Origin of the sequence: Polaribacter sp. Hel1_33_96, from assembly GCF_002846595.1 — a bacterium.
In the GTDB taxonomy this organism is placed as follows: Bacteria; Bacteroidota; Bacteroidia; order Flavobacteriales; family Flavobacteriaceae; genus Polaribacter.
In genome coordinates this window covers 2,783,231-2,807,019 of sequence record NZ_PJMV01000001.1, presented here as the reverse complement: position 1 = coordinate 2,807,019, position 23,789 = coordinate 2,783,231, and the positions used below count along the sequence as shown (strand labels likewise).

21 protein-coding genes are annotated in these 23,789 nt (G+C 30.8%); 17 read left to right on the top strand and 4 right to left on the bottom strand.

Annotation, left to right across the window (positions count from 1 at the left end):
* Positions 1-12 precede the first annotated feature (12 nt).
* From nirD to ATE90_RS11955, 12 genes are all read left to right on the top strand, one after another.
* A complete protein-coding gene (gene nirD / locus ATE90_RS12010) occupies positions 13-390 on the top strand; it encodes a nitrite reductase small subunit NirD (RefSeq protein ID WP_036784259.1) in 378 nt (125 codons plus the stop codon).
* Between the two features lie 9 nt (positions 391-399).
* Positions 400-984, top strand: coding sequence for a DUF4202 domain-containing protein (locus ATE90_RS12005; protein ID WP_036784256.1), 585 nt, complete (start codon positions 400-402; stop codon positions 982-984).
* A gap of 14 nt (positions 985-998) precedes the next feature.
* Positions 999-2,810, top strand: coding sequence for a PAS domain-containing sensor histidine kinase (locus tag ATE90_RS12000; RefSeq protein WP_036784253.1), 1,812 nt, complete (start codon positions 999-1,001; stop codon positions 2,808-2,810).
* Between the two features lie 62 nt (positions 2,811-2,872).
* Positions 2,873-3,532, top strand: coding sequence for a response regulator transcription factor (locus ATE90_RS11995; RefSeq protein ID WP_036784250.1), 660 nt, complete (start codon positions 2,873-2,875; stop codon positions 3,530-3,532).
* Between the two features lie 295 nt (positions 3,533-3,827).
* On the top strand, positions 3,828-7,352 hold the full coding sequence (locus tag ATE90_RS11990; protein WP_254712323.1) for a nitrate reductase: 3,525 nt from the start codon (positions 3,828-3,830) through the stop codon (positions 7,350-7,352).
* Complete coding sequence (locus ATE90_RS11985; protein ID WP_036784244.1) at positions 7,349-8,782, top strand: rubredoxin; 1,434 nt, start codon at positions 7,349-7,351, stop codon at positions 8,780-8,782. Before ATE90_RS11990 ends, ATE90_RS11985 begins: the two co-directional genes overlap by 4 nt.
* 59 nt (positions 8,783-8,841) lie before the next feature.
* Positions 8,842-9,573 (top strand): Crp/Fnr family transcriptional regulator, encoded by a 732-nt coding sequence (locus ATE90_RS11980; protein WP_254712322.1) that lies wholly within the window; start codon positions 8,842-8,844, stop codon positions 9,571-9,573.
* A 323-nt stretch (positions 9,574-9,896) separates the two neighbouring features.
* Complete coding sequence (locus ATE90_RS11975) at positions 9,897-11,282, top strand: CmpA/NrtA family ABC transporter substrate-binding protein (protein WP_101451451.1); 1,386 nt, start codon at positions 9,897-9,899, stop codon at positions 11,280-11,282.
* Between the two features lie 22 nt (positions 11,283-11,304).
* Positions 11,305-12,411, top strand: coding sequence for an ABC transporter permease (locus ATE90_RS11970; protein WP_091952521.1), 1,107 nt, complete (start codon positions 11,305-11,307; stop codon positions 12,409-12,411).
* Between the two features lie 77 nt (positions 12,412-12,488).
* Positions 12,489-13,349 carry an ABC transporter ATP-binding protein gene (locus tag ATE90_RS11965; RefSeq protein ID WP_036784236.1) on the top strand — a complete coding sequence of 287 codons (861 nt, stop codon included), beginning with the start codon at positions 12,489-12,491 and terminating at the stop codon, positions 13,347-13,349.
* On the top strand, positions 13,346-14,176 hold the full coding sequence (locus ATE90_RS11960; RefSeq protein WP_036784233.1) for an ABC transporter ATP-binding protein: 831 nt from the start codon (positions 13,346-13,348) through the stop codon (positions 14,174-14,176). Before ATE90_RS11965 ends, ATE90_RS11960 begins: the two co-directional genes overlap by 4 nt.
* A 121-nt stretch (positions 14,177-14,297) precedes the next feature.
* A complete protein-coding gene (locus ATE90_RS11955) occupies positions 14,298-15,572 on the top strand; it encodes an alginate export family protein (RefSeq protein WP_036784230.1) in 1,275 nt (424 codons plus the stop codon).
* A gap of 130 nt (positions 15,573-15,702) precedes the next feature.
* Here the strand turns inward: ATE90_RS11955 and rsmI are convergent, their stop codons facing one another.
* Entirely contained in the window at positions 15,703-16,374 is a 672-nt protein-coding gene (gene rsmI, locus ATE90_RS11950) for a 16S rRNA (cytidine(1402)-2'-O)-methyltransferase (protein WP_036784226.1), read from the bottom strand.
* 2 nt (positions 16,375-16,376) lie between these two features.
* Positions 16,377-16,736 (bottom strand): cupin domain-containing protein, encoded by a 360-nt coding sequence (locus ATE90_RS11945; RefSeq protein WP_036784224.1) that lies wholly within the window; start codon positions 16,734-16,736, stop codon positions 16,377-16,379.
* Between the two features lie 181 nt (positions 16,737-16,917).
* On the opposite strand from ATE90_RS11945, the gene aspS reads away from it, so the two are divergent.
* The 4 genes from aspS to ATE90_RS11925 are packed head-to-tail and all read left to right on the top strand — an operon-like array spanning position 16,918 to position 21,833.
* Positions 16,918-18,672 (top strand): aspartate--tRNA ligase, encoded by a 1,755-nt coding sequence (gene aspS / locus ATE90_RS11940; protein WP_036784221.1) that lies wholly within the window; start codon positions 16,918-16,920, stop codon positions 18,670-18,672.
* A 45-nt stretch (positions 18,673-18,717) separates the two neighbouring features.
* The gene (locus ATE90_RS11935; protein WP_036784219.1) at positions 18,718-19,422 is read left to right on the top strand and encodes a DUF6503 family protein; all 705 of its coding nucleotides are present in this window, start codon (positions 18,718-18,720) and stop codon (positions 19,420-19,422) included.
* A gap of 2 nt (positions 19,423-19,424) precedes the next feature.
* Entirely contained in the window at positions 19,425-21,200 is a 1,776-nt protein-coding gene (locus ATE90_RS11930) for a chloride channel protein (protein ID WP_036784217.1), read from the top strand.
* 45 nt (positions 21,201-21,245) lie between these two features.
* Positions 21,246-21,833: a hypothetical protein gene (locus ATE90_RS11925; protein ID WP_231960046.1), complete on the top strand. Its 588-nt coding sequence runs from the start codon at positions 21,246-21,248 to the stop codon at positions 21,831-21,833.
* 12 nt (positions 21,834-21,845) lie between these two features.
* On the opposite strand, the gene ATE90_RS11920 is transcribed toward ATE90_RS11925, so the two are convergent.
* Positions 21,846-22,376: a hypothetical protein gene (locus tag ATE90_RS11920; RefSeq protein WP_036784212.1), complete on the bottom strand. Its 531-nt coding sequence runs from the start codon at positions 22,374-22,376 to the stop codon at positions 21,846-21,848.
* Positions 22,369-23,283, bottom strand: a complete 915-nt coding sequence (gene glpQ / locus ATE90_RS11915; RefSeq protein WP_081958140.1) for a glycerophosphodiester phosphodiesterase — start codon at positions 23,281-23,283, stop codon at positions 22,369-22,371. Before glpQ ends, ATE90_RS11920 begins: the two co-directional genes overlap by 8 nt.
* A gap of 100 nt (positions 23,284-23,383) precedes the next feature.
* On the opposite strand from glpQ, the gene ATE90_RS11910 reads away from it, so the two are divergent.
* Positions 23,384-23,623 carry a hypothetical protein gene (locus ATE90_RS11910; protein WP_036784210.1) on the top strand — a complete coding sequence of 80 codons (240 nt, stop codon included), beginning with the start codon at positions 23,384-23,386 and terminating at the stop codon, positions 23,621-23,623.
* The last annotated feature ends 166 nt before the right edge of the window (positions 23,624-23,789 follow it).

The window sequence follows — 23,789 nt, the reverse complement described above, 5'->3', positions numbered from 1 at the left end:
AACAATAACAATATGCAAGAAGTATTAGAAAAATATAAAACAGTTTCAGAATCAAATGTAAGTGAATGGTTTAAGGTTGGTAAAACGACAGACTTTCCAGAAGATAGTGGTGCTTGTGTAAAACATAACACCAAGCAAATTGCAGTATATAATTTTACAAGAACAGGTAAGTGGTATGCCACTCAAAATTTATGTCCGCATAAAATGGAAATGGTTTTATCTTTAGGTATGATTGGTGATAAGGCGGGGATTCCAAAAGTAGCTTGCCCAATGCATAAAAAGAATTTTTCTTTAGAAGATGGATCAAATTTAGCCGGTGAAGATTTAAAAATTGCCATCTACCCTGTAAAGATTAAAGATGGAAATGTGTATATTGGCTTTTTAGATTAAATTCAAAAAATGAGGCCTACAAGATTTGAAACTGCAATTGCATTAATAGATAAAAAAAACGCTGAAGATGAGAATACTTATCAAGTTGCAGGATTAGAATATCCTAAAGAATTATTGTATTCTCAAAGAATGACAAGAAAATTGTTAATGTTTGAGCCTAATGCATCAAAACCGCTTCAAATTGCAGCACGTGCGCAGCACATTTGTCGTTGGAAAATTCAAAGAAATGAATATCCAATGGATAGAGTCGGCTATTTTAAATGGCGTGAAACACTAAAAAAATTACATGCTGATATTACTGGTGAAATTTTGCAACAAGTTGATTATGATGAAAAGTTTGTAGATAGAGTTCAGAAAATTATCCTTAAAAAATTGATTAAGAAAAATGAAGAATCTCAAACTTTAGAAGACACTATTTGTTTGGTTTTTTTAGATTATTATTTTGATGAATTTGCAGCTAAACATACTGATGAAAAAGTAATAGATATTCTAAAAAAAACTTGGATTAAAATGTCTGCAAAAGGTCATGAAGCTGCTTTAAAACTTACTTTTTCTGAAAAAGGTTTAGCTTTAGTGAAACAAGCGATTTCTTAAACACACATACACACATGACAAAAAACGGCAATTCATTAGACAAAAAAACGTTTGATAAATTAAGTCGTTTATATATTATTGCTTTAAGCACAATCGCACTCTCTGTAATTATTAGTCAGATTTTAGTTCGTAATCATTTAGACACGCAAAAAAGTGACTCTACAGTTATAAATATTGCTGGAAGACAAAGAATGCTGAGTCAAAAATTAACAAAAGAAATTGTTTCTCTTACTGTTTCATTTGATGAAAATAAGAGAAATCTTCTTAAAAAAGATATCAAAGAGACCCTTGTTTTATGGAATTTATCTCATACTTCTCTGCAAAAAGGGAATGATAGTTTAGGACTTCCTAAAAAAAACAGCGTTAAAATAAAACAACAATTTGAAGCAATTAATCCTGTTTTTGACACTATTCAGAAAGCATCAAAATCTATTGTTAAAAATTTAGAAATAAACCCTTTAACATCTATTGATGAGCTAGCTTTAGATATTAAGAAAATCATTAATAATGAAGGTGAATTTTTATTCATTATGGATAAAATTGTGAATCAATATGATTTAGAAGCTGATGAAAAAGTAGTTTGGTTAAGAAAGTTAGAATTTTCGCTAATGGTTTTGACTTTGTTAATTCTTTTGGGTGAATTTTTATTCATTTTTTGGCCCACAGCCAAATCAGTTAAGGCAACATTATCAGATTTATTATCAGCAGAAAAGAAAGCTAAAAAAATGGCTTTTGATGCAGATAAATTAAGTATTTCTAAAGAAAAATCAATTAAGGAATTACGTGCTTTAAGTCATGCAATGGATGAAACTTTGTTGTTTGCTAGAATTTCATCAAAAGGGAATTTAATTCATATGGGAAAAAAGTTTTCTCGCTTATTTAAACTTTCTAAATTTAAAAAAGAAGTATTGTTTTGGAATGTTTTAACCAGTAATGAAAATGAACAGGCATTCATTGAAGATTTAATTAGTCAACATAAAAAAACAGGTTGGCAGGGTGAAGTAAAATCAACCACGAAAGAAGGTCTAGATATTTGGTTAGAAATGTCTATCATTCCTTATCGCCTAACGGAAGATAAATCAGAATTGTTAATAATAGCATCAGAAATTACTGAAAGAAAAGCTGCACAGTTAGAAATTGAAAGATTAACTACAGTGAGTTTTGAAGAGAAGATGAGTCAGCAAAAAATCATTTCTAGTAAGATTATTGAGAATCAAGAAAAAGAACAAAATAGAATTGCCAAAGATGTTCATGATGGTATTGGGCAAATGCTTACAGGATTAAAATACAATTTAGAAAGTATTAATATTAATGATATTGAGCGTACAGCTATTAAAATTCAACATTTAAAAGAGTTAACTACCAATATTATTAAAGGAGTAAGAACTGCAACTTTTAATTTAACTCCACCAGAATTATCCGATCATGGAATTGTGCCTGCGATTGCAAAATTGGCGAAAGAATTAGGAAAGTTAACAGGAAAAGAAATTTTGTTTTTTAATAAAACCGATTTTAATAATCGATTAGATTCTTTAACTGAAATTAATATTTATAGAATTACCCAAGAAGCAATTAATAACGCTATTAAATATGCTGATTCTTCTCATATTGTAGTTTCACTTTCTCACAGTAAAAGTTTACTAAGCCTTGTAATTGATGATGATGGCAAAGGATTTGTGCCCTCTGAAGTAAAGAAGGTAAATAATGGAGATGGAGGAATGGGAATGACCTTTATGAAAGAACGAATTAAATATATTGATGGAAGATTATTTTTGAATTCTGAATTAGGAAAAGGGACAAGAGTTACTTTAAATATACCCATTTAACAAATACCTAGTTTTACTTAAAAAATGGTACTTTTGTGCGTATAACTTTAGTTTTTATAATTATGATTAATGTAATTTTAGCAGACGACCATGTTCTGGTAAGAGATGGAATCAAAGCTCTTCTAGAAGATCAAACAGGAATCAACGTTATAGATGAAGCTTCTAATGGAAAAGAAGCTTTAGAAGTGGTCTCAAAAAATAAACCTCACATACTTATTGTTGATATTCGCATGCCAGAAATGAACGGAATTGAAGTAGTCGCTGAAATTAATAAACATCATAAAGATGTAAAAACACTAGTTCTTTCTATGCACGATTCAGAAGAGTATGTTGTAAGATCTATTCAAGCGGGCGCAGATGGTTATTTGTTAAAAGGAGCAAGTAAAGAAGAGTTTTTGAAAGCATTAAATAAAGTGGCTTCTGGTGGTAAGTATTTTACAGGTGATGTTTCTTCAATTATAATGAACAACTTTGTAAACGGCAATATTAGTAAAACTGCGGCGACACAAAAAGAAATAAAAGAGCTTCCTTTTAAATTAACTAAAAGAGAGAAACAAATATTGATTTTAGTTTTAGAACTAAAAAATAATAAAGACATTGCTGAAGAACTGCAAATCAGCAAACGCACTGCAGAAGTGCATCGTTTTAATTTGATGAAGAAATTAGAGGCCAAAAACTTAATGGAATTAAATAGTAAATCAAAAGAATATCAATTAATATAAGAATTTTATTTCTTCTTGTTTTTTATTTTGGTTATTTTTTAACGTCAATTTTACCAAATCCTTAATATCACTATTACGTAATTATTAATGTAGTAATAATTTATAAATACGTATTTTTTAATTAAAAAATTAAGTATTTATACTTAATTTTGAAATTGCTAATACATCAATTTGCAATGTTTATTTTGCCGATATAAAAATTCTTAACACTTTTTTTTAGCGTATTCTGAATAATGAATTCAAACTTTGGTTAGTAAAATTTTAATGTCGTATTTAGTATAAAACCTTGGTTTCAATGATTAAAAAAAAGGAAATTAAAACAACTTGTTCTTATTGCGGAGTTGGTTGTGGAATTATCATAAAAAAAGACATTAACAACAAGGTTTTTGTTGAAGGCGATAAAGAGCATCCAGTAAATAAAGGAATGTTATGTTCTAAAGGGATGAACTTGCATTATGTTGCTAATGATACTTCAGACAGGGTTTTATATCCAGAGATGAGATGGAGTCGTTCACATCCTCGTGAGCGTGTAAGTTGGGATACTGCTTTAGATAGAGCAGCTAGTGTTTTTAAGTCTATTATAAAAAAACATGGTCCAGATTCTGTTGCTTTTTATGTTTCAGGCCAAAGTTTAACAGAAGAATATTACATCGCAAATAAGTTGACAAAAGGCTTTTTAGGAACCAATAATATAGATACCAACTCACGTTTGTGCATGAGTTCTGCTGTGGTTGGTTATAAAAAAACTTTTGGAGAAGATAGCGTGCCAATTTCTTACGCAGATATTGAATTAGCAGACACTTTTTTAATTACAGGAGCAAACCCCGCTTGGTGTCATCCAATTTTATTTAGAAGGATTGAAAAACACAAAGAGCAAAACCCAAATGTGAAAATAATTGTAATTGATCCTCGTAAAACAGATTCTGCAAATTTTGCAGATTTACACTTGCAACTAACGCCAGGTACAGATGTTATTTTATACAATGCCATTGGTAGATATTTGTATAAAAGTGGTTTAATTAATGAAGATTTTATAAATAATTATACAGAAGGTTTTGATGCTTACAAGAAAATTATTTTTGAAACAAGCTTAAAGCAAGCTTCTAAAATCTGTGGCGTTTCTCAAGATAACATTAAAAAAGCAGCAGAAATAATAGGTCTTTCTAAAGGATTCATTAGCATGTGGGCTATGGGTTTAAATCAAAGTGTTATTGGTACAGATAAAAATACATCACTTTTAAATTTATCTTTAATTACAGGTCAAGTTGGTAAACCTGGTTCAGGGCCTTTCTCTTTAACAGGTCAGCCAAATGCAATGGGTGGCCGCGAAGTTGGTGGTATGGCGAACTTATTAGCTGTACATAAAGATTTACAAAACGAAGAACATAGGAGGGAAGTTGCACAATTTTGGGGAGTGGATAAAATTTCACCAAAACCAGGTTTAACAGCTACAGAAATGTTTGATGCTTTAGAAAGCGGAAAATTAAAAGCAGTTTGGATTGCTTGTACAAATCCTTTAGTGAGTATGCCAAATTCGCATCAGATAGAAAAAGCAATGGCAAATTCTAAGTTTGTTGTGGTGCAAGAAATATCTCATAAATCAGATACTTTACAATATGCAGATTTGGTTTTGCCAGCAGCTGCTTGGTTAGAGAAAGAAGGGACAATGACAAATTCTGAACGTAGAATTTCTTATTTACCAAAAGAAATAGATGCTCCGGGAGAAGCAAGACCAGATGTAGAAATTTTTTGTGATTTTGCACAAAGAATGGGGTTTAGAGGCTTTAATTATAATAGTGCTTCAGAAATTTACGACGAGTATGCCTCTATGACAAAAGGAACAAATATTGATGTTTCTTTTTTGAATTATGATCGCTTAAAAACAGAAGGAACTTTTCAATGGCCAGTAAATGAATATCGCCATAAAGGAACCCCGCGTCTTTTTGAAGATAAGAACTTTTATACTGCATCACAAAAAGCAATTTTCAATATTCCATCAACCATAGAAAATACTTCAGTAAAAACAAATGACGAATTTCCATTGATTTTAACAACAGGTCGTGTTAGAGATCAATGGCATACCATGACTAAAACAGGAAAAGTTTCTAGATTAAAAACACATTATCCAAAACCTGTTTTAGAAATAAATCCGGTTGATGCTTATTTAAATAAGGTTTCAGATGGCGATATTACAGAAATAAAAAGTTCAAATGGTGTAGTTAGGGTTCGTGCTAAAATTACAGATGCCATTAAAGAAGGTGTTGTTTTCTTGCCAATGCACTGGGGAAAAGTGTTACAAAGTAATTTAAATAGGGCTAATAATTTAACAAATACGCTTGTTGATCCGGTTTCTAAAGAACCCGATTTTAAATTTACATCCGTATCTGTTTCTAAATACAAAAAGGCAAAAGAAAAAATTGTGATTGCCGGCGCAGGAGCAGCAGCTTTTCGGTTTTTACAAAATTATAGAGATTATAATGACGTGGATGAAATCCATGTTTTTTCTAAAGAAACGAACTTGTTTTACAATCGAGTTTTATTACCAGAATATATTACAGAAGAGCTTTCTTGGGAACAGTTATTAAAGATTAAAAACGCGGAATTAAGCAATTTAGAGATTAAAATTCATCCAGAAACTTTTATTGATAAGATTGATAAAGACAACAAAATAGTTACAGATTCTAATGGTGTAACACATAAATTTGATAAGCTGATTTTGGCAACAGGAAGTCGCGCTTTTATACCAAAAGATGTACAGATTGATTTACCTGGTAGATTTACCATGCGAAATAAAACAGATGCAGATAATTTTAAAAAATATTTGGAGAACACAGGTCTGCCGCCAGAAGAACAGCATGTTGTTATTGTTGGTGGAGGTTTATTGGGTTTAGAACTGGCAGCAGCTATGAAGCACAAAAATGTAAAAATTACAATTGTGCAAAGGGCTTCTAGACTAATGGAGCGTCAATTAGATAAAACATCAAGTAAACTATTGTCTTTAGACGTGCAGGAAAGAGGTATTCAAATTTATTTTGACAACGAAGTTAGCACTGTTTTTGATGATGAAGATACAGGTGAATTAACCATTAATCTAAAAAGTGGAAAATACATAACTGCCAATGCAATTGTCTATGCAATTGGTTCAAGACCAAACATAGAAATTGCAAAAGATAACGGAATTATTTGCGGAAGAGGTGTTAGGGTGAACCAACACTTACAATCTTCACATCCAGACATTTTTGCTATTGGAGAAATAGCAGAATTCAATAATAAATTATTCGGAATTACTTCAGCAGCGGAAGAACAAGCAGGTGTTTTAGCCAATTTTATTGCAGGTGATATTAGTGAGTCTTATAAAGGTTCTGTGTTGATGAATATTTTGAAATTTAATGATTTAAACCTCTGTAGTATTGGTGAAATTATTGTTCCAGAAAATGATTCTAGTTACGAAGAAATCATTTTTACTGATATTTCTAAACGCTATTATAAGAAGTGTATTGTAAAAGATGACTTGTTAATTGGTGCAGTTTTAATGGGGGATAAAAACGAATTTGCAGAATTCAAAACAATGATTGAAAGCAAAATCGAAATGTCTGATAAGCGAAACACGCTATTAAGAGGTACATCAAATAATACCCCAATGTTAGGAGAATTGATTTGTTCATGCAGTCAAGTTGGTTCCGGGAACATTGAAGAAGAAATAGCAAAAGGATGCACAAATTTTACAGAATTATGTAACAAAACTGGTGCCGGTTTAGGGTGTGGAAGTTGCAAAACTGAAGTTAGAGAAATTTTGAATAATGCAAAAGTAGGAGTATGAGCAAACAGTTAAATAGATTAATCATAAAAGGAGGCGTTTTATCTCCTGGAGAACTAAAATATATTTGCGATTCTGTCGAAAGTTTAGGGTTAAAAACGATTTCTTTTGGATCTAGACAAGATATTTTATTGCCTAAAAAAGTACAACGAGATGATCTTACTCAATTTGATAAACTAAAAATTGTAGAAATTGATGAAACTGGTGTAGAAAATATTGTTTCCTCTTATGTTTGTGCAGATATTTTTCCAAGTACTTCTTGGTTAACAGGAGATAGATACTTGTATATTTTAGAGCAATTTCGTTCTAAATCAAAATTGAAAATCAATATTACAGATCCAAAACAACGTTTAGTTCCATTGTTTACAGGACATATTAATTTTATTGCTTCAGAACACGAAGATTATTGGTATTTGTATGTGAGACTTCCAGATTGGAAAAAAACAAAAATGTATCCTGCATTAATTTATAGTTGGGATTTAGATAAAATTGAAGCTGCAATTGAAGATATTCTTCAGGAAGAACCAGAAACTATAGAAACTATTTTTGAGTTGGTAAGTGATGCAGTTGATACCAATAATAGAACCGTAGATAAACCTTTAGAAGTGCCTTTTTACCCTTTTCCATATTTTGAAGGAATGAATAAAATTGGAATGGATAAATATTGGTTGGGTTTGTATTGGAGAAATAACAAATATGACATCTCTTTTTTAAAGGAAATGTGCGAATTATGTTCAGAAAATAAGATTGGTAAAATTTCTATAACTCCATGGAAATCATTTGTAGTAAAAGGAATACCGAAAGAATCTAAATTAATATGGGAGAAATTTTTAGGTAAAAGAGGTATTAATGTTAGGCACTCAATGTTAGAATTAAACTGGCATTTGCCAGTTTCTAATAAAGATGCGTTAAATCTTAAGAAATATTTGGTTTCTAATTTCGATCAAAATGATATTAGTACATATGGTTTAACCTTTGGAATTACAGATTACAGCAAGTCTTTTTATTATTTTACATCTATTGTTGTTGAAAAAAATAAACAACCAGAAATGATTGGTAATTTTAAAACAAGAGATACCTATAATTTGTTGTATGCAAAAAATTTTGATCCAAATACGAGAGATTATATCTTACATGTACAAGATGTAGATAAGGTAGAATTACCAGGTTTATTAATGGAGTTAAGTCAACTTTATTTTGATCAGTTAGGAAATGAAAAAGAAGAAGAAATAGTAATTAAAGTAAAGAAAAAAACTACAAAATTAGAAGTCTATCAATGTCAAGATTGCTTAACAATTTATGATGACAGTTTTGGAGATATTACTCAGAATATACCACCAAAAACTATGTTTTCTGAATTGCCAGTATCTTATGAGTGTTCTCTATGTGAAGCTTCTAAAAACTATTTTAAGAAAATAGTATTAGTGAAATAAACAAAAAAAAAATAACTTTAATTATAACAGAATAAGAATTGATGTTACATCAAAATATAGTGTCAAATAATACAAGAAAAGTGGTTACAGACTTCTCTTGCGCTTCTTGTGTTAATGCTAATTGTCTGATAAATAAAAATTTAAATTATCTTTCCAATTCAGCTTTTGTTAAAAACAAGAAAACCTTAAAATGTAAGAAAGGGCAGCAATTTATTATGGAAGGAGCTTCTGTAAATGGATTGTTTTTTATTATTAAAGGAACTGTAAAGGTTTTTAGAACAGGTATTAATGGTAGAGAACAGATTGTGCGTTTTGCTAAAGAAGGAGAAATTATTGGGCACAGAGGTTTTGGTACAGAAGAATATTATTCTATAGGAGCTATTGCTTTACAAGATGTAATATTATGTTATTTCTCTAAAGATTATTTACAAGAAGCTCTGTTAGAAAATCCTAAATTTTCTTATGATATGATGCTTTTTTATGCTAATGAACTAAACAAAAGCGAATCTAAAGTAAAGTCTATTTCTCAAATGACGGTTCGCGAACGTGTTATCGACACCTTATTATACATCAACAGAAAGTTTGGTAATTTAGGTGTTTTTTTAAACTTACCTCTTAGTAGAAAAGAATATGCAGATTATGCAGGAACTACGGAAGAGCAGGTTATCAGAATATTTTCTGTACTTAAAAAAGAAGATCTTATTACGGCAAAAGGAAAAAAAATTGGCATTAATAACCTTCAAGCTTTAAAGAACGAAATTAGTGAACATAACTACTATTTAGATTCATAAATAATATATTCTTGTTATTTCCGTGAAAACGAGAGCCCAAAATAAGTTTACAAAAAGACCTTTCAGTATTTATTAATTAGAAAGGTTTTTTTGCGCATAGAAATAATCTAAAAAAATAACTAAGTATAAAATATAAGTAGTTTTATTTTATTTTAAATATTTGTATATCAAAAACTTAATATATAAATATGTTTTTTAATAGTTTTTAATATGTTTTAAAAAGAGGTTTGTTTATGGTTAATCCCATAAGTTAAAACTATGTCTGGGTATATATTTGTCAAAAAATAAGTATTAATACTTAGATTAATAAAAACTTACTAAAAATGAAATCTCTATTTAAAAAATCAACTTTCATTTTACCTGCAGCAATGTTACTATTTGCTTGTGGAGGTAAAGAAACTAAAAAGACAACAGCAGCTGTTGAAGCAAAAACATCAAAAACAAAAACATTAGAAATTGAAAAACCACAATTAACTTTTGGTTTTATCAAATTAACAGATATGGCTCCTTTGGCAATTGCTAAAGAAAAAGGTTTTTTCGAAGACGAAGGGTTGTTTGTTTCTGTCGAAGCACAATCTAACTGGAAAAATATTTTAGACCGTGTTATTGATGGTCAATTAGATGGTTCGCATATGTTAGCAGGTCAGCCAATTGCTGCAGGAGCAGGTTTTGGTCGTCAAGCAAAATTAGTTACTACTTTTTCTATGGATTTAAATGGAAATGCAATTACAGTTTCTAATGATGTTTGGTCTAAAATGAAATCTCATGTGCCAAAAGATAAAGATGGTAAGCCAGTTCATCCAATAAAAGCAGAAGCTTTAAAACCAGTTATTACTGAGTATAAAAATTCTGGAAAAGCATTTAAAATGGGGATGGTTTTTCCTGTATCAACTCATAATTATGAAATTAGATATTGGTTAGCAGCAGCAGGAATCAATCCTGGAATGTACACAAAAGAAAATGTACAAGGACAAATTGATGCTGAGGTTTTATTATCTGTAACCCCTCCGCCACAAATGCCAGCAACGTTAGAAGCAGGTACCATTCATGGATATTGTGTTGGTGAACCTTGGAATCAACAAGCTGTTTTTAAAGGGATTGGAGTTCCGGTTGTGACAAATTATGATATCTGGAAAAACAACCCAGAGAAAGTATTTGTAATGACTCAGAAATTTATTGATGAAAATCCAAATACAGCAATTGCAGTTACTAAAGCTTTAATTAGAGCTGGTAAGTGGTTAGATGAACCAACAAACAGAAAAGAAGCGGTAAAAATCTTATCAATGTCACAATATGTTGGTGCGCCAGAAGCAGTTTTAGCAAATTCTATGACAGGTACTTTTGAGTTTGAGAAAGGAGATAAACGTGATATGCCAGACTTTAATGTATTCTATAAATACAATGCAACATATCCTTTTTATTCTGATGGAATTTGGTTTTTAACACAAATGAGAAGATGGGGACAGATACCTGATGCAAAAACTGCAGATTGGTATGCAAGTACAATTAAAGATATTTACAGACCAGATATCTGGAAAAAAGCAGCAGCTCTTTTAGTAGCTGAAGGAAACATACCTGCTACAGATATTCCTATGACCGATGGTTATAAGCCAGCAACAGCAGATTTTATTGACGGAACAATTTACGATGCAAAAGATCCTTTAGGATACATCAATAGTTTCAAAATAGGAAATAAAGACAAAAAATAACAATACCCCAGAAAATAATATTATGAAAGCAAGTTTAACACTAGGGAAGGTTTCTAATTTTATAGGATTAGGTTTTTTTACAACATTAAAAGATCTGTTTATAGGAAAACTAGAAAAAGAAGAATTTAAAAACTTTTTACGCAAGACTATAGTGCCACTTGCTTCCATTTTATTATTTATTGGTTTGTGGCATTTAGGAGCAAAGTCTTTATACAATATTGAGGCAGAATTTAAAATAGAAAAGGCTTTAGCAGATCAAGGTCAAGTTGCAGCAGATGCTTTAAAAGTTTGTATTGCTTCCGGTGAATCTAGTTGTGAACCAAATACATTGCCGTCTCCTGTTCAAGTTTGGAAATCGTTTCAATCTTTGTTAAGAGATCATAATATTATTACTGCAGATAAAGCTGCTTTTATAGAAAAGACAACAGTTTTAAATGCCAAAAGAGTCGCTGAAGGTAAAAATGCAATTACCTATACGGGAAGGCCTTCTTTTGTAGATCAAATTTTTAGAAGTTTACAAACAGTATTTGCTGGTTTTTTATTGGCGTTATTAATCGCTGTTCCCTTAGGAATTTTTATAGGATTGAGTCCAACATTAAAAAGTTCATTTAACTGGTTTATTCAAATTTTTAAACCAGTATCACCAGTTGTTTGGTATTTGTTAGTTTTTATGATTGTAAAAACATTGTTGATTGATTCTAATGAAGACAGTTCATTTACAATCTCATTTATAAGTGTTGGTTTATGCTCTATGTGGGCTACTTTGGTCAATACAGCAATGGGCGTTTCTTCTGTAGATAAAGATTATATAAACGTTGCAAAAGTTTTGAAATTAGGCACTTTTCAGAAAATTTTTAAAGTAGTATTACCCTCTTCCTTGCCATTAATTTTTACCGGATTAAAAATAACATTATCAGTGGCTTGGATGGTTTTAATTGCGATTGAACTTTTGGCACAGAGTCCTGGTTTAGGACTATTTGTATGGGAGGAATTCCAAAATGGAGCAAACGATTCTAATGCAAAAATTATTGTTGCCATGTTTGTCATTGGGATTATTGGTTTTTTATTAGATCGATTAATGTTAACGATACAAAATTGGGTGTCTTTTGATAAAACAAATGCAATATAAATGTGTAATTCTATAAAGATTAAATTGTAAAATAAAAAAATTCAATATAAAAAAATTCAATAATTAAATATTATAAAATGGCATATTTAGAATTAAATAATATTTACAAAACCTATGGTCAAGGGGATAGGGAAACAGAAATATTATCTAACATAAACTTGAAAATAGAAGAGGGAGAATTTGTCGCTATTGTTGGTTTTACCGGAAGTGGAAAAACAACTTTAGTAAACCTAATAAATGGTTTGTTAGCGCCTACAAGTGGTGAAGTTTTATTTAAAGGAGAGTCCGTGATTGGTACAAGTCATGAACGGGGAGTTATCTTTCAAAATTATTCCTTACTGCCTTGGTTAACAGTTGAACAAAATGTCTTTATGGCTGTAAAAGAAGCTTTTCCACAGAAATCTAAATTGGAGTTAAAAACGATTGTTTCTGACTATGTAGAAATGGTGAGTTTAACACCAGCTATGCATAAAAGACCAAAAGAATTATCTGGAGGAATGCGTCAAAGGGTTGCCGTTGCAAGAGCTTTGGCAATGAAACCAGAGATGATAATTATGGATGAACCTTTAGGAGCTTTAGATGCTTTAACTCGCGGGAATTTACAAGATGAAATCTTAAATATTTGGGGTAAAGACAAAAGAACAGCGCTATTAATTACCAATGATGTAGATGAAGGAATTTATATGGCGGATAGAATTATTCCTCTTCGCCCAGGTCCAAGAGCAACTTTAGGACCAGAATTTAAAATTGATTTAGATCGTCCAAGAGATAAAACGGAAATGAACGATAATCCTAATTTTAAGAAAACAAGAAATGCTATTATTGAGTATTTGATGGATATTGGGAATGAGAGAAAATCTGAAGCTAAGGAAGAATTTATATTGCCAGATTTGCGTCCGAAAGATTTTGTTAATCAGTTTAAATATGGAATGATATGAGCACTATATTAGAACAAAAAAAAGCTAAAATCATTACTAATAATAGACTGTTTCATTCGAATGAAGTTATGCTGGATTTAAAAAATCTAAAAAAAGTGTATCCTACTCCGAAAGGTGATTATGTAGTTTTAGAGGATTTAAATCTTCAGATAAAAAAAGAAGAATTCGTGACTATAATTGGTCATTCAGGTTGCGGTAAAACAACAATGCTCTCAATGATTGCAGGGTTAAACCCAATTTCAGGAGGAAATATTTCTGTATTAGGAAAACATATACGCGGACCAGGACCAGATAGGGGTGTTATTTTTCAATCACCTAGTTTAATGCCTTGGATGACCTCATTACAAAATGTATTGTTGGGTGTAAATAAAGTGTTTCCTCACGGAACAAAAGCGCAACGAAATGATATTGCGAAATACTATTTACAAAAAGTAGGTTTAGAAGATTCTTTTCATAAAAAAGCAAGCGAATTATCTCAAGGAATGCAACAAAGGGTGGGTATTGCAAGAGCATTTGCGATTAAACCAAAAGTACTTTTATTAGATGAGCCTTTTGGAATGTTAGATTCTTTAACGAGAGGAGAATTGCAAGATATCTTAATTGAGATATGGAATAAAGAGAAAATTACTGCTGTTATGATTACGCACGATGTTGATGAAGCTATTTTTTTAGCAGACAGAGTTGTGATGATGACAAGCGGTCCCAAAGCAAAAATTGGTGATATTCTAGACATCAATTTTGAAAGACCAAGAACTAGAAAATCAGTTTTAGAACACGACGATTATTATACATATAGAAAGCACTTAATAGATTTTTTAGAGCACTAGATTTATTTGTCAGTTTTATTATGAGATTTATCATAATATAGGTGTGGAACTGGTCTTACCTTTGAAAGGTCAATTTTAAGTAATTAAAAACGAAATACTATTAAATTAAAATAAGAAAATAATGAAGAAACAATACGTAATTTTAGGATTAATGCTTTTATGCTTCCAATTTGCAAAAGCACAATTTACATTAGATGGCGAGTTTAGACCAAGAACAGAATATCGTCATGGATTTGGAAGTTTAATTCCAGATGCTGCTGAGGCTGGTTTTGGAATTTCTACTAGAGTAAGACTAAATACTAGTTATATGACTGACAATTATTGGGTATATGTTAGTTTGCAAGATATCATGGTTTGGGGAGAAAATAGACAGATTTTACCTTACGATCAGAACAATTCTTTTGCGGTTTTTCAAGCTTGGGCTGAAATTAAGTTAGGAGAAAATACATCAACAAAAATAGGGCGTCAAGTTCTTTCTTACGACGATCAAAGAATTTTAGGAGGCTTAGATTGGGCACAGCAAGGACGTAATCATGATGCCGCTTTACTCAAATATAAAAAGGACAATTTTATGTTAGATGTAGCATTGGCTTTTAACCAAGATTATTCGCACCCAACGGGTTTTGTTTCTGCAGGAACAGGCTACAATACCAAAGGTTTTTTCTCATATAAAACTATGCAAATGTTATATATGAAGAAGAGTTGGGATAAATTTTCTAGTAGTTTATTGTTAATGAATAATGGATTTCAAGAATTTGACGCAGACAATAATGCAGATGGCGTAAGTAACTTACAGACATTAGGAACGCATTTAAATTATAAAAACGGAAGCTTTGGATTCGCCGCAAATGCCTATTTACAGACTGGACAACGTCAAGGAGCATTAGATGCAAAAGGGGCTTATTTATTAGGAATAGACTTTAGTTACAAAGCAACGCCAAAAGTTAATTTAGGAGCGGGTCTAGAAATTATTAGTGGTAATGACGGTGATGCAGGAGAAACAGGGGCATTCTTTCCATTATATGGGACAAATCATAAGTTTAATGGATTTATGGATTATTTTTATGTGGGCAACCATGCAAATTCTATTGGTTTAGTAGATTTTCATGTAAGCGCAAACTTTACTTTAAATAAATCTTCTAGTTTAATGGTGAAAGCATTAAACTTTAGAGGAGAACAAGCCTTAGCTAGTGGAGAAAAATCATTAGGAACAGAAATAGATTTGGTATACAAAAAGAAATTTAAAGGGTATGCTTTGCTACTTGGATATTCTCAAATGTTTGCAAACGAGGGAATGTATGAGTTAAAAGGAATTACTGAATCCGCAGCTGCAGGATCTCAAAACTGGGCTTGGGCAATGTTAGTTATAAAGCCTAAATTTTTAGGCGGTAAATAATTGATTGTAATATTTTTTGAACAGAAAAAGGAGATAATTAAAAACAATCTCCTTTTTTTTGTTATAAATTTTTATTCTTCGGTTTATAAAAAAAGAAATTAATTCAAAGAATTAAAACTAGAAAAATAAATTATTTTTTGCCATCAACAATAATAACAATCTCTCCTTTTGGTGGTTTGTTTGTATAATGCGCTAAAACTTCAGTGGCGGTTCCTCTAATTGTTTCTTCAAACATTTTTGTAAGTTCTCTAGAAACAGAGACCTGTCTGTCAGCACCAAAATATTCTACAAAATGTGCTAAGGTTTTTACTAGTTTATGGGGAGATTCATAAAAAATCATAGTTCTTTTTTCTTCCGCTAATAATAAAAATCGAGTTTGTCTTCCTTTCTTAACGGGCAAAAAACCTTCAAAAACAAACTTGTCATTTGGTAAGCCAGAATTTACCAAGGCTGGCACAAAAGCAGTCGCACCAGGCAAACAGTCTACTTCTATATTATTTTCTACACATGCTCTTGTGAGTAAAAATCCAGGATCTGAAATGGCAGGTGTTCCAGCATCAGAGATTAAAGCACAGGTTTCTCCATTTTTTATCCGGTTGATAATTCCAATGATAGATTTGTGCTCATTATGCATATGATGACTGTGCATTTGTGTATCAATCTCAAAATGTTTTAAAAGTTTTCCGCTGGTTCGAGTATCTTCTGCTAAAATAAAATCGACTTCTTTTAAAACACGAATTGCTCTAAAGGTTATGTCTTCTAAATTACCTATTGGCGTAGGAACTAAATATAGTTTACTCATAATTAAATGCTTTCGTAAGTTTCAACAGTGATATCTGCAACAATATCTCCCGTATGTTTAATAGAAAGAGGTTCAAACAGAACAATATGAACTTCTTCTTTTGCAATTGGTTTGTGTTCAACTCCTTTTGGAACAATGTAAAATTCGCCTTCGCTTAAAGAAATTGTTTTGTCTCTTAGTTCAATGTCTAAAGAACCTTTTATCACCATAAAACATTCATCTTCATTATCGTGTTTATGAAACAAAAACTCACCTTTTAATTTTGCTAATAATATTTGTTGCCCATTTAATTCACCTACTTTTTTTGGTGACCAATGGTCAGAAAATAGCTTGAACTTCTCTTGTATATTGATGACACTCATAAAGCAAATTTACAAAGAATTGAATGGATTCTGCGTTACTGATTGCAGCAATTGTTTGAGCTCTTTTTTGTTTAAAAAAAGCGAGTGCGAAAAGCGGGGTATTTCTCTTTAGAAATGAACGCCCAAAAAAGGCATATTTAATAGAAAATGTTTAGTTTTGTGGTTCATTAAAAGAAAAGAAATGTATAGAAGTCATTCTTGTGGCGAGTTAAGAGCATCGCATATCAATACAGAAGTAACCTTGGCGGGTTGGGTCCAGAAATCGCGTGATAAAGGGTTTATGGTTTGGGTCGATTTACGAGACAGGTATGGAATTACGCAATTAATTTTTGATGAAGAGCGCACTCCAAAAGACATGATGGAAAAAGCAAAATCTTTAGGTAGAGAATTTGTGATTCAAATTACAGGAACTGTAATCGAAAGAGAATCTAAGAATTCTAAAATGTCTTCAGGAGATATTGAAGTATTGGTTTCTAAGCTAGAGATTTTAAATGCATCTATTACGCCGCCTTTTACAATTGAAGATAAAACAGATGGTGGTGAAGACATTAGGATGAAATACAGGTATTTAGATATTAGGAGAAATCCGGTAAAAGACAGTTTAATATTTCGTCATAAAGTTTCGATGGAAGTTCGTAAATACTTGTCTGATCAAGAATTTATTGAAGTTGAAACGCCTTATTTAATTAAGTCTACTCCAGAGGGAGCAAGAGATTTTGTAGTTCCTTCTCGTATGAATGAAGGTCAGTTTTACGCATTACCGCAAAGTCCTCAAACATTCAAACAATTATTAATGGTTGGCGGAATGGACAAATATTTTCAAATTGTAAAATGCTTTAGAGATGAAGATTTGCGAGCAGACAGACAGCCAGAATTTACACAGATTGACTGTGAAATGGCGTTTGTGGAACAAGAAGATATTTTAGCTGTTTTTGAAGGACTAACACGTCATTTGTTAAAAGAAATTAATGGAGTTGAGGTCGCAGAATTTCCAAGAATGCTCTATGATGATGCAATGAAATTGTATGGAAATGACAAACCAGATATTCGTTTTGGAATGAAATTTGGAGAGTTAAATGAAGTTACACAACATAAAGATTTTGGTGTTTTTAACAGTGCAGAATTAGTTGTTGGTTTTGCAGTGCCGGGAGGAAATACCTATACTAGAAAAGAAATAGACAATATTATAAAATGGGTTAAAAGGCCACAAGTTGGTGCTTTAGGAATGATTTATTGTCGTTTAAACGAAGATGGAACATTTAAATCTTCTGTAGATAAGTTTTACGACCAAGAAGACTTGGCTAAATGGGCAGTAATTACAGGGGCAAAACCTGGAGATTTAATCTGTGTTTTATCCGGAGAAACAAATAAAGTAAGAGCACAATTATCTGCGTTAAGAATGGAATTAGCAGAACGTTTAGGATTGAGAGATTCAAAAGTATTTGCGCCACTTTGGGTTATAGATTTTCCTTTGTTAGAATTAGATGAAGAAACGGGTCATTACCATGCAATGCACCATCCATTTACGTCACCAAAACCTGGGCAACTGGAATTGTTAGATACAGATCCAGGAGCTGTTAAAGCAAATGCGTATGATTTGGTTTTAAACGGGAATGAAATTGGGGGAGGTTCTATTAGAATACATGATAAACAAATGCAAGCAACAATGTTGAAGCATTTAGGTTTTTCTGAAGAAGATGCCAAAGCACAATTTGGCTTCTTAATGGATGCATTTGAATATGGTGCACCACCTCATGGAGGTTTGGCTTTTGGTTTAGACAGATTGGTTGCTATTTTAGGAGGACAAGAAACGATTCGTGATTTTATTGCCTTCCCAAAAAATAATTCAGGAAGAGATGTAATGATCGATGCGCCAGCATTTATAGATGATGATCAACTAAAAGAATTAAGTTTAAAACTCGATATTCAATCATAAAATTTTAAATCCTGCTTTTGCGGGATTTTTTATTAATTTAAACACATGAAAAAAACGACCACTCTTTTACTACTACTTATTTCAATTACTTCATTTTCTCAAAAAATTACAGGCAATGAGTTATTAGAAAAAGCGATTCAATTTCATGACCCAAAGGGAAATTGGGAAACTTTTAAAGGAGAACTTTTTGTGACGATGGAAACGCCAAAGAATGCTTCAAGAAAAAGTACTATTAAAATAAATCTTCCCGAAGAATATTTTTTAGTGAAAGCTATTAGAGATACAATTGTTACAGAATATATCATTCAAAAAGACGATTGTAGTATGTCAATTAATGGAAACATAAATCCGTCTGAAGAGTTAAAAAATAGGTATAATCTAAATTGTGAACGTGCAAATATGTATAAGAATTATTATACTTATTTGTATGGTTTACCAATGAAACTGAAAGATGATGGGACCATTATTCATCCAAAAGTTGAACGTAAAAAGTTCCAAGGAAAAGAGTATTTGGTTTTAAAAGCGACTTACAATAAACAGGTTGGTAAAGATACTTGGTACTTTTATTTCAATCCAAAAACGTATGCGATGGAAGTATATCAGTTTTTTAAAGAGAAAAAAGACAGTGGAGAGTATATTTTATTATCAGGATTAGAAATTATAAACGATATAAAAATGCCAAAAAATAGAGCTTGGTATTATAATAAAAATGACGGTTATTTAGGTACCGATATTTTGATTTCAAAGTAAGAATGCCAACAACAAAAAAAATATATAGAAAAATTCTAATTTGGAGATATAGATATATTTCTGAGCGACAATTTATTTATATTTTAAGTGTATTAGTAGGTTTCTTGGCAGGTATAGGAACTTTTATTTTAAAAGATTTAACCTTCTTAATAGAAGAGGGTTTGCAAGGTAATTTAATTAAGGAATATCATTATGCATTTTATTTTATTTTCCCGATTATAGGTTTATTTTTAGTTTTTGGGATTAAGAAATTTATAGTAAAAAGAAATATTGGTCATGGAATTTCGACCACTTTGCATGCTATTTCTAGAAGAAACGGAATTATAAAGAGGTATCAAATATTTGCGTCTTTAATTACAGCGCCAATTACGGTTGGTTTTGGTGGTTCTGCAGGGCTTCAAGGACCTGCTGTAAGTTCTGGAGCCGCTTTGGGTTCTAATGTTGCACAATTGTTTCATATGAACTCTAAAACAAGAATGTTATTAATCGGTTGTGCAACAGCTGGGGCAATGTCTTCTATGTTTCAAGCGCCAATTGCAGCCATTATTTTTGCGGTAGAAATTTTTAGTTTAGACTTGGCTTTTGCATCTTTGGTTCCTTTGTTGTTGGCATCAGTTTCCGCAGTCATTACGACCTATTTTTTTGTAGGAACCGATGTGCTATTTAGATTTAAATTGGTAGATGTTTTTGAAGTAAAAGATATTCCTTTTTATGCTGCCTTAGCTTTTTTAACAGGAATTGCATCTGTCTATTTTTCTAAAATGTATTTTAAAATAATCAACTTTTTTGAACAGTTTAATAGTCCGTTTAAAAGATTGTTAATTGGTGGAATTGCAATCGGAATTATGCTGTATTTAATTCCGCCTTTATATGGTGAGGGATATGGGTTAATTAATAATTTATTAAAAGGAAATACAGCAGTAGCGCTTAAAGACATTCCTTATAATCTAGATTTAGAAAATGTATATGTCGTTGTTTTAATGTTGCTATTAATTGCCATTTTTAAAGCAATTGCAATGACAACTACTTTTGCTGCCGGTGGGGTTGGAGGAATCTTTATTCCGACACTTTTTATGGGAAGTGCTTTAGGAAATGCTATTGCAAAAGTGATTAATCACCTTGGTTTTTTTGTGTCTGAATCTAATTTTACTTTAATTGGGATGACAGGTTTAATGGCCGGTGTGCTCCATGCGCCATTAACTGCTATTTTCTTGATTGCAGAAATAACAGGTGGGTACGAGTTATTTGTTCCATTAATGTTGGTTTCAGCCATCTCTTTTGCTTTTACAAAATATTTTGTATCCAACTCAATTTACACGGTAGAATTGGCAAAGAAAGGGCAATTAATTACGCATAATAAAGATAAAAACGTAATAATGTTGATGAGGATTGATAACCTTATTGAGCGGAATTTTAAATCAATTACACGGGAAATGACGCTTGGTGAAATGCTTAAAAATTCGGTTGCAAAATCAAAAAGAAATATTTTTCCTGTTTTAGATGAAAAGAAACATTTTTTAGGAATTGTGTTATTAGATGATATTAGGCCTATGATGTTTGATCAATCTCAGTATCACAAGACCTACGTTTCAGATTTCATGAAATTGGCTCCTGCCATTATTTTTCATGATGATGCTGTTGAAGATGTAATGAAAAAATTTAAAGAAAGTGGTGCTTGGAATTTACCTGTAGTAGAAAATGAAAAGTATGTTGGTTTTATTTCAAAATCGAAATTACTTACTGCGTATAGAAATAAATTAATAGAAGTAACTGCTTAATTACAATAAATATTAAAAATGAGAACAAATAGTTTTACCCAAAAAATGAGTAAAAAATCTAATACAGAATTAGAGCAGATTATTCAAGAAAAAAAGAACTATACGCAAGAAGCATTACAAGCAGTAATTTGGGAACTTGAAAATAGAAGACTAATTAAGAAAGGTGAAATTAAATTAGAAGAAACTTCGCAAAACCAAGATGTTCAAATTTTTGAAAAATTTAATGAAAATAAAGAAAGTTCTATTGAAGAACTTGAATTACCAATTTTGTATTCAAAAAAAGCAATACAAGGTTTTACCATTTTCTTTAGTACTCTTTTTGGAGCTGTACTTTTAATGTCTAATTTAAAGGCTGTAAATAATTACAAGGCTAGATTTCAGGTACTTGTTTTTGGAATTGGATATACTTTACTTTCAGCCGTAGTTTTACATTATCTCCCAAAATCTTTTTTTACTACTTTGATTTTTAATCTTATTGGATATGTGATCTTAACTGAATTTTTTTGGAATACAAAGTTGGGTAAAGATGCTCAATACAAAAATAAAAAAATAAAAAAACCCCTCACTATCTCATTATTAATTTTATTATTTCTAATACTTCTTCAATTTTTGCCTTTAATTTTGGTAGAATAAAAAACACTTAAACTAATTCCAAGGCTCTTTAATAGTTTCTAATTGTTTTTGACTTATCATAACTGTTTTTGCCTTTTGATCAGTTTCACCAATTAGTAAACTAGTATATAAAAGAAAAACCATTTTAATATCTTTCTCATCAGAAACTAACAATTGTATAAATTTTTCATCAGAAAGAGATTCATCAAATTCAGCTATTTTTTTATTGTTTTTATAAACTGATTTCTTCTTTTTGTAATGAATTTTAATTTCATAAATAGTTGAATCAATTTCAATTTTATAAATAGTATTTCTTTTATTTTGAGAGATTAATATTAAGTCTTTTTCATTATTATCTTTAATCAGATAAACCATTCTCCATTTCCAAAATTGAAACTTTTTTGTGATGAAATAAATCAATTCTTCTGCTGAATTTTGAACTTCGGCACAAGTTTTTCCAAATTCCATAAACCAAAAAGAGCTATAGATTATTTCTTTGTTATCAGCTTTAAAAACTTTTAGTTCGTTATTAAAATGAGATAGTTTATAAATAATTTTATTCATGTTTATTTTTTTTTAAAAAAGCAACTACCAAATCAGGGAAGTCTGTAAAAGCACCATCAATATTTGCATCGATTAAAAGCGTTTGCATCATTTCTTCAAAGTTAGAAAATTCACTTAAAGTATCTGCTCTAAATGTATATGGGTGGACTTTTAATCCCAATTTATGAGCATCAGAAACTAAAGAAGTAAAGGTGAATTTCCCATTAATTTTTTCTGATAAAATTTGTTTGTACCAAGGTCCAATTCCATCTGCATACGTTGCAAAATGTTTCAGTTGTTTTGTTTGTTCAGGTAATTCTATTAACTGAACTAAAAATAATTCAGACTTCAATTCTTTTCTAATTTTCTCTAACGCATTAGCATCGAAACATTGTAAGATACAATGGTCTAATTTGCTATTATAGCCATAATGTGATAGTACTTTTAGAACAATTTTGGGTAAGTCTTTACCTTCCTTTTGATGAAAACTAGGTTTTTTAATTTCAGGGTAAATTCCAATGTTCTTTCCTGTTGATTTATTTAGCCCTTGAATTAATTCTATTTCTTCTTGCAAAGAATTGAGTTTAAAATTTCCTTTTCCTTTTGGAAAACGATTTTTATAAACTTGCTCTCCCGTTTTTGTGTCAATACGTTCAGTAACACACAAAGTTTTTAACTCATCAAAGTTAAAATCGATGACATAAAAACGATTGTCTTTTCTTTTTCTAGTTGGAAATTTTGTGACAACATCGCTTATGTCATCCAAATAAATATCATGAATAACCATAGGAATATCATCTTTGCTCAACACTAAATCTTGCTCAATAAAATCTGCGTTCATTGCGTGTGCCATAACTTTTGCTTCTAAGGTATGTTCTGGTAAATACCCACAAGCACCTCTGTGTGCAATGACAATTTTTTGATTCATGGGTTCATATATTTTTAGCTGTTTTTAAGTCAAATATAATTATTAGTAAAAGAATGCTTTTCTTTATTCTCTAAAAATTTAACTTTTGTAAATTTACAAGATGAAATTAGCGTTAAAAATAATGTTTGTTATCTTTTTAGTATGGATGACAATTGGGTTTTATCTGATAAACATAGAGCATCAAAAAGCACAAGTTGTAATGGGTTTAGGTGTTTTTTACTTTTCTTTTTTGTTAATGCCACTTTTTATTTATTACAGATATAGAGATGGTAAATACAAGAAATATATTTTAAATGATGAAAAGTTGATGAAAGCTTTTAAAAATCAAGAAAAAGATTGATTCTTCTTTTGGAGGCAAAATTATCATCAATATCAAATAAATTTTCTAGCGTATAAAACGCAATAATTGTTATTTTTTTTCTTTTATTGAAGCTATTGACGGAATCATAAATGTGATTTGGTATTAAAAAGAGTTGAAAGTTATAGTAATTTCATAACCTTAAATA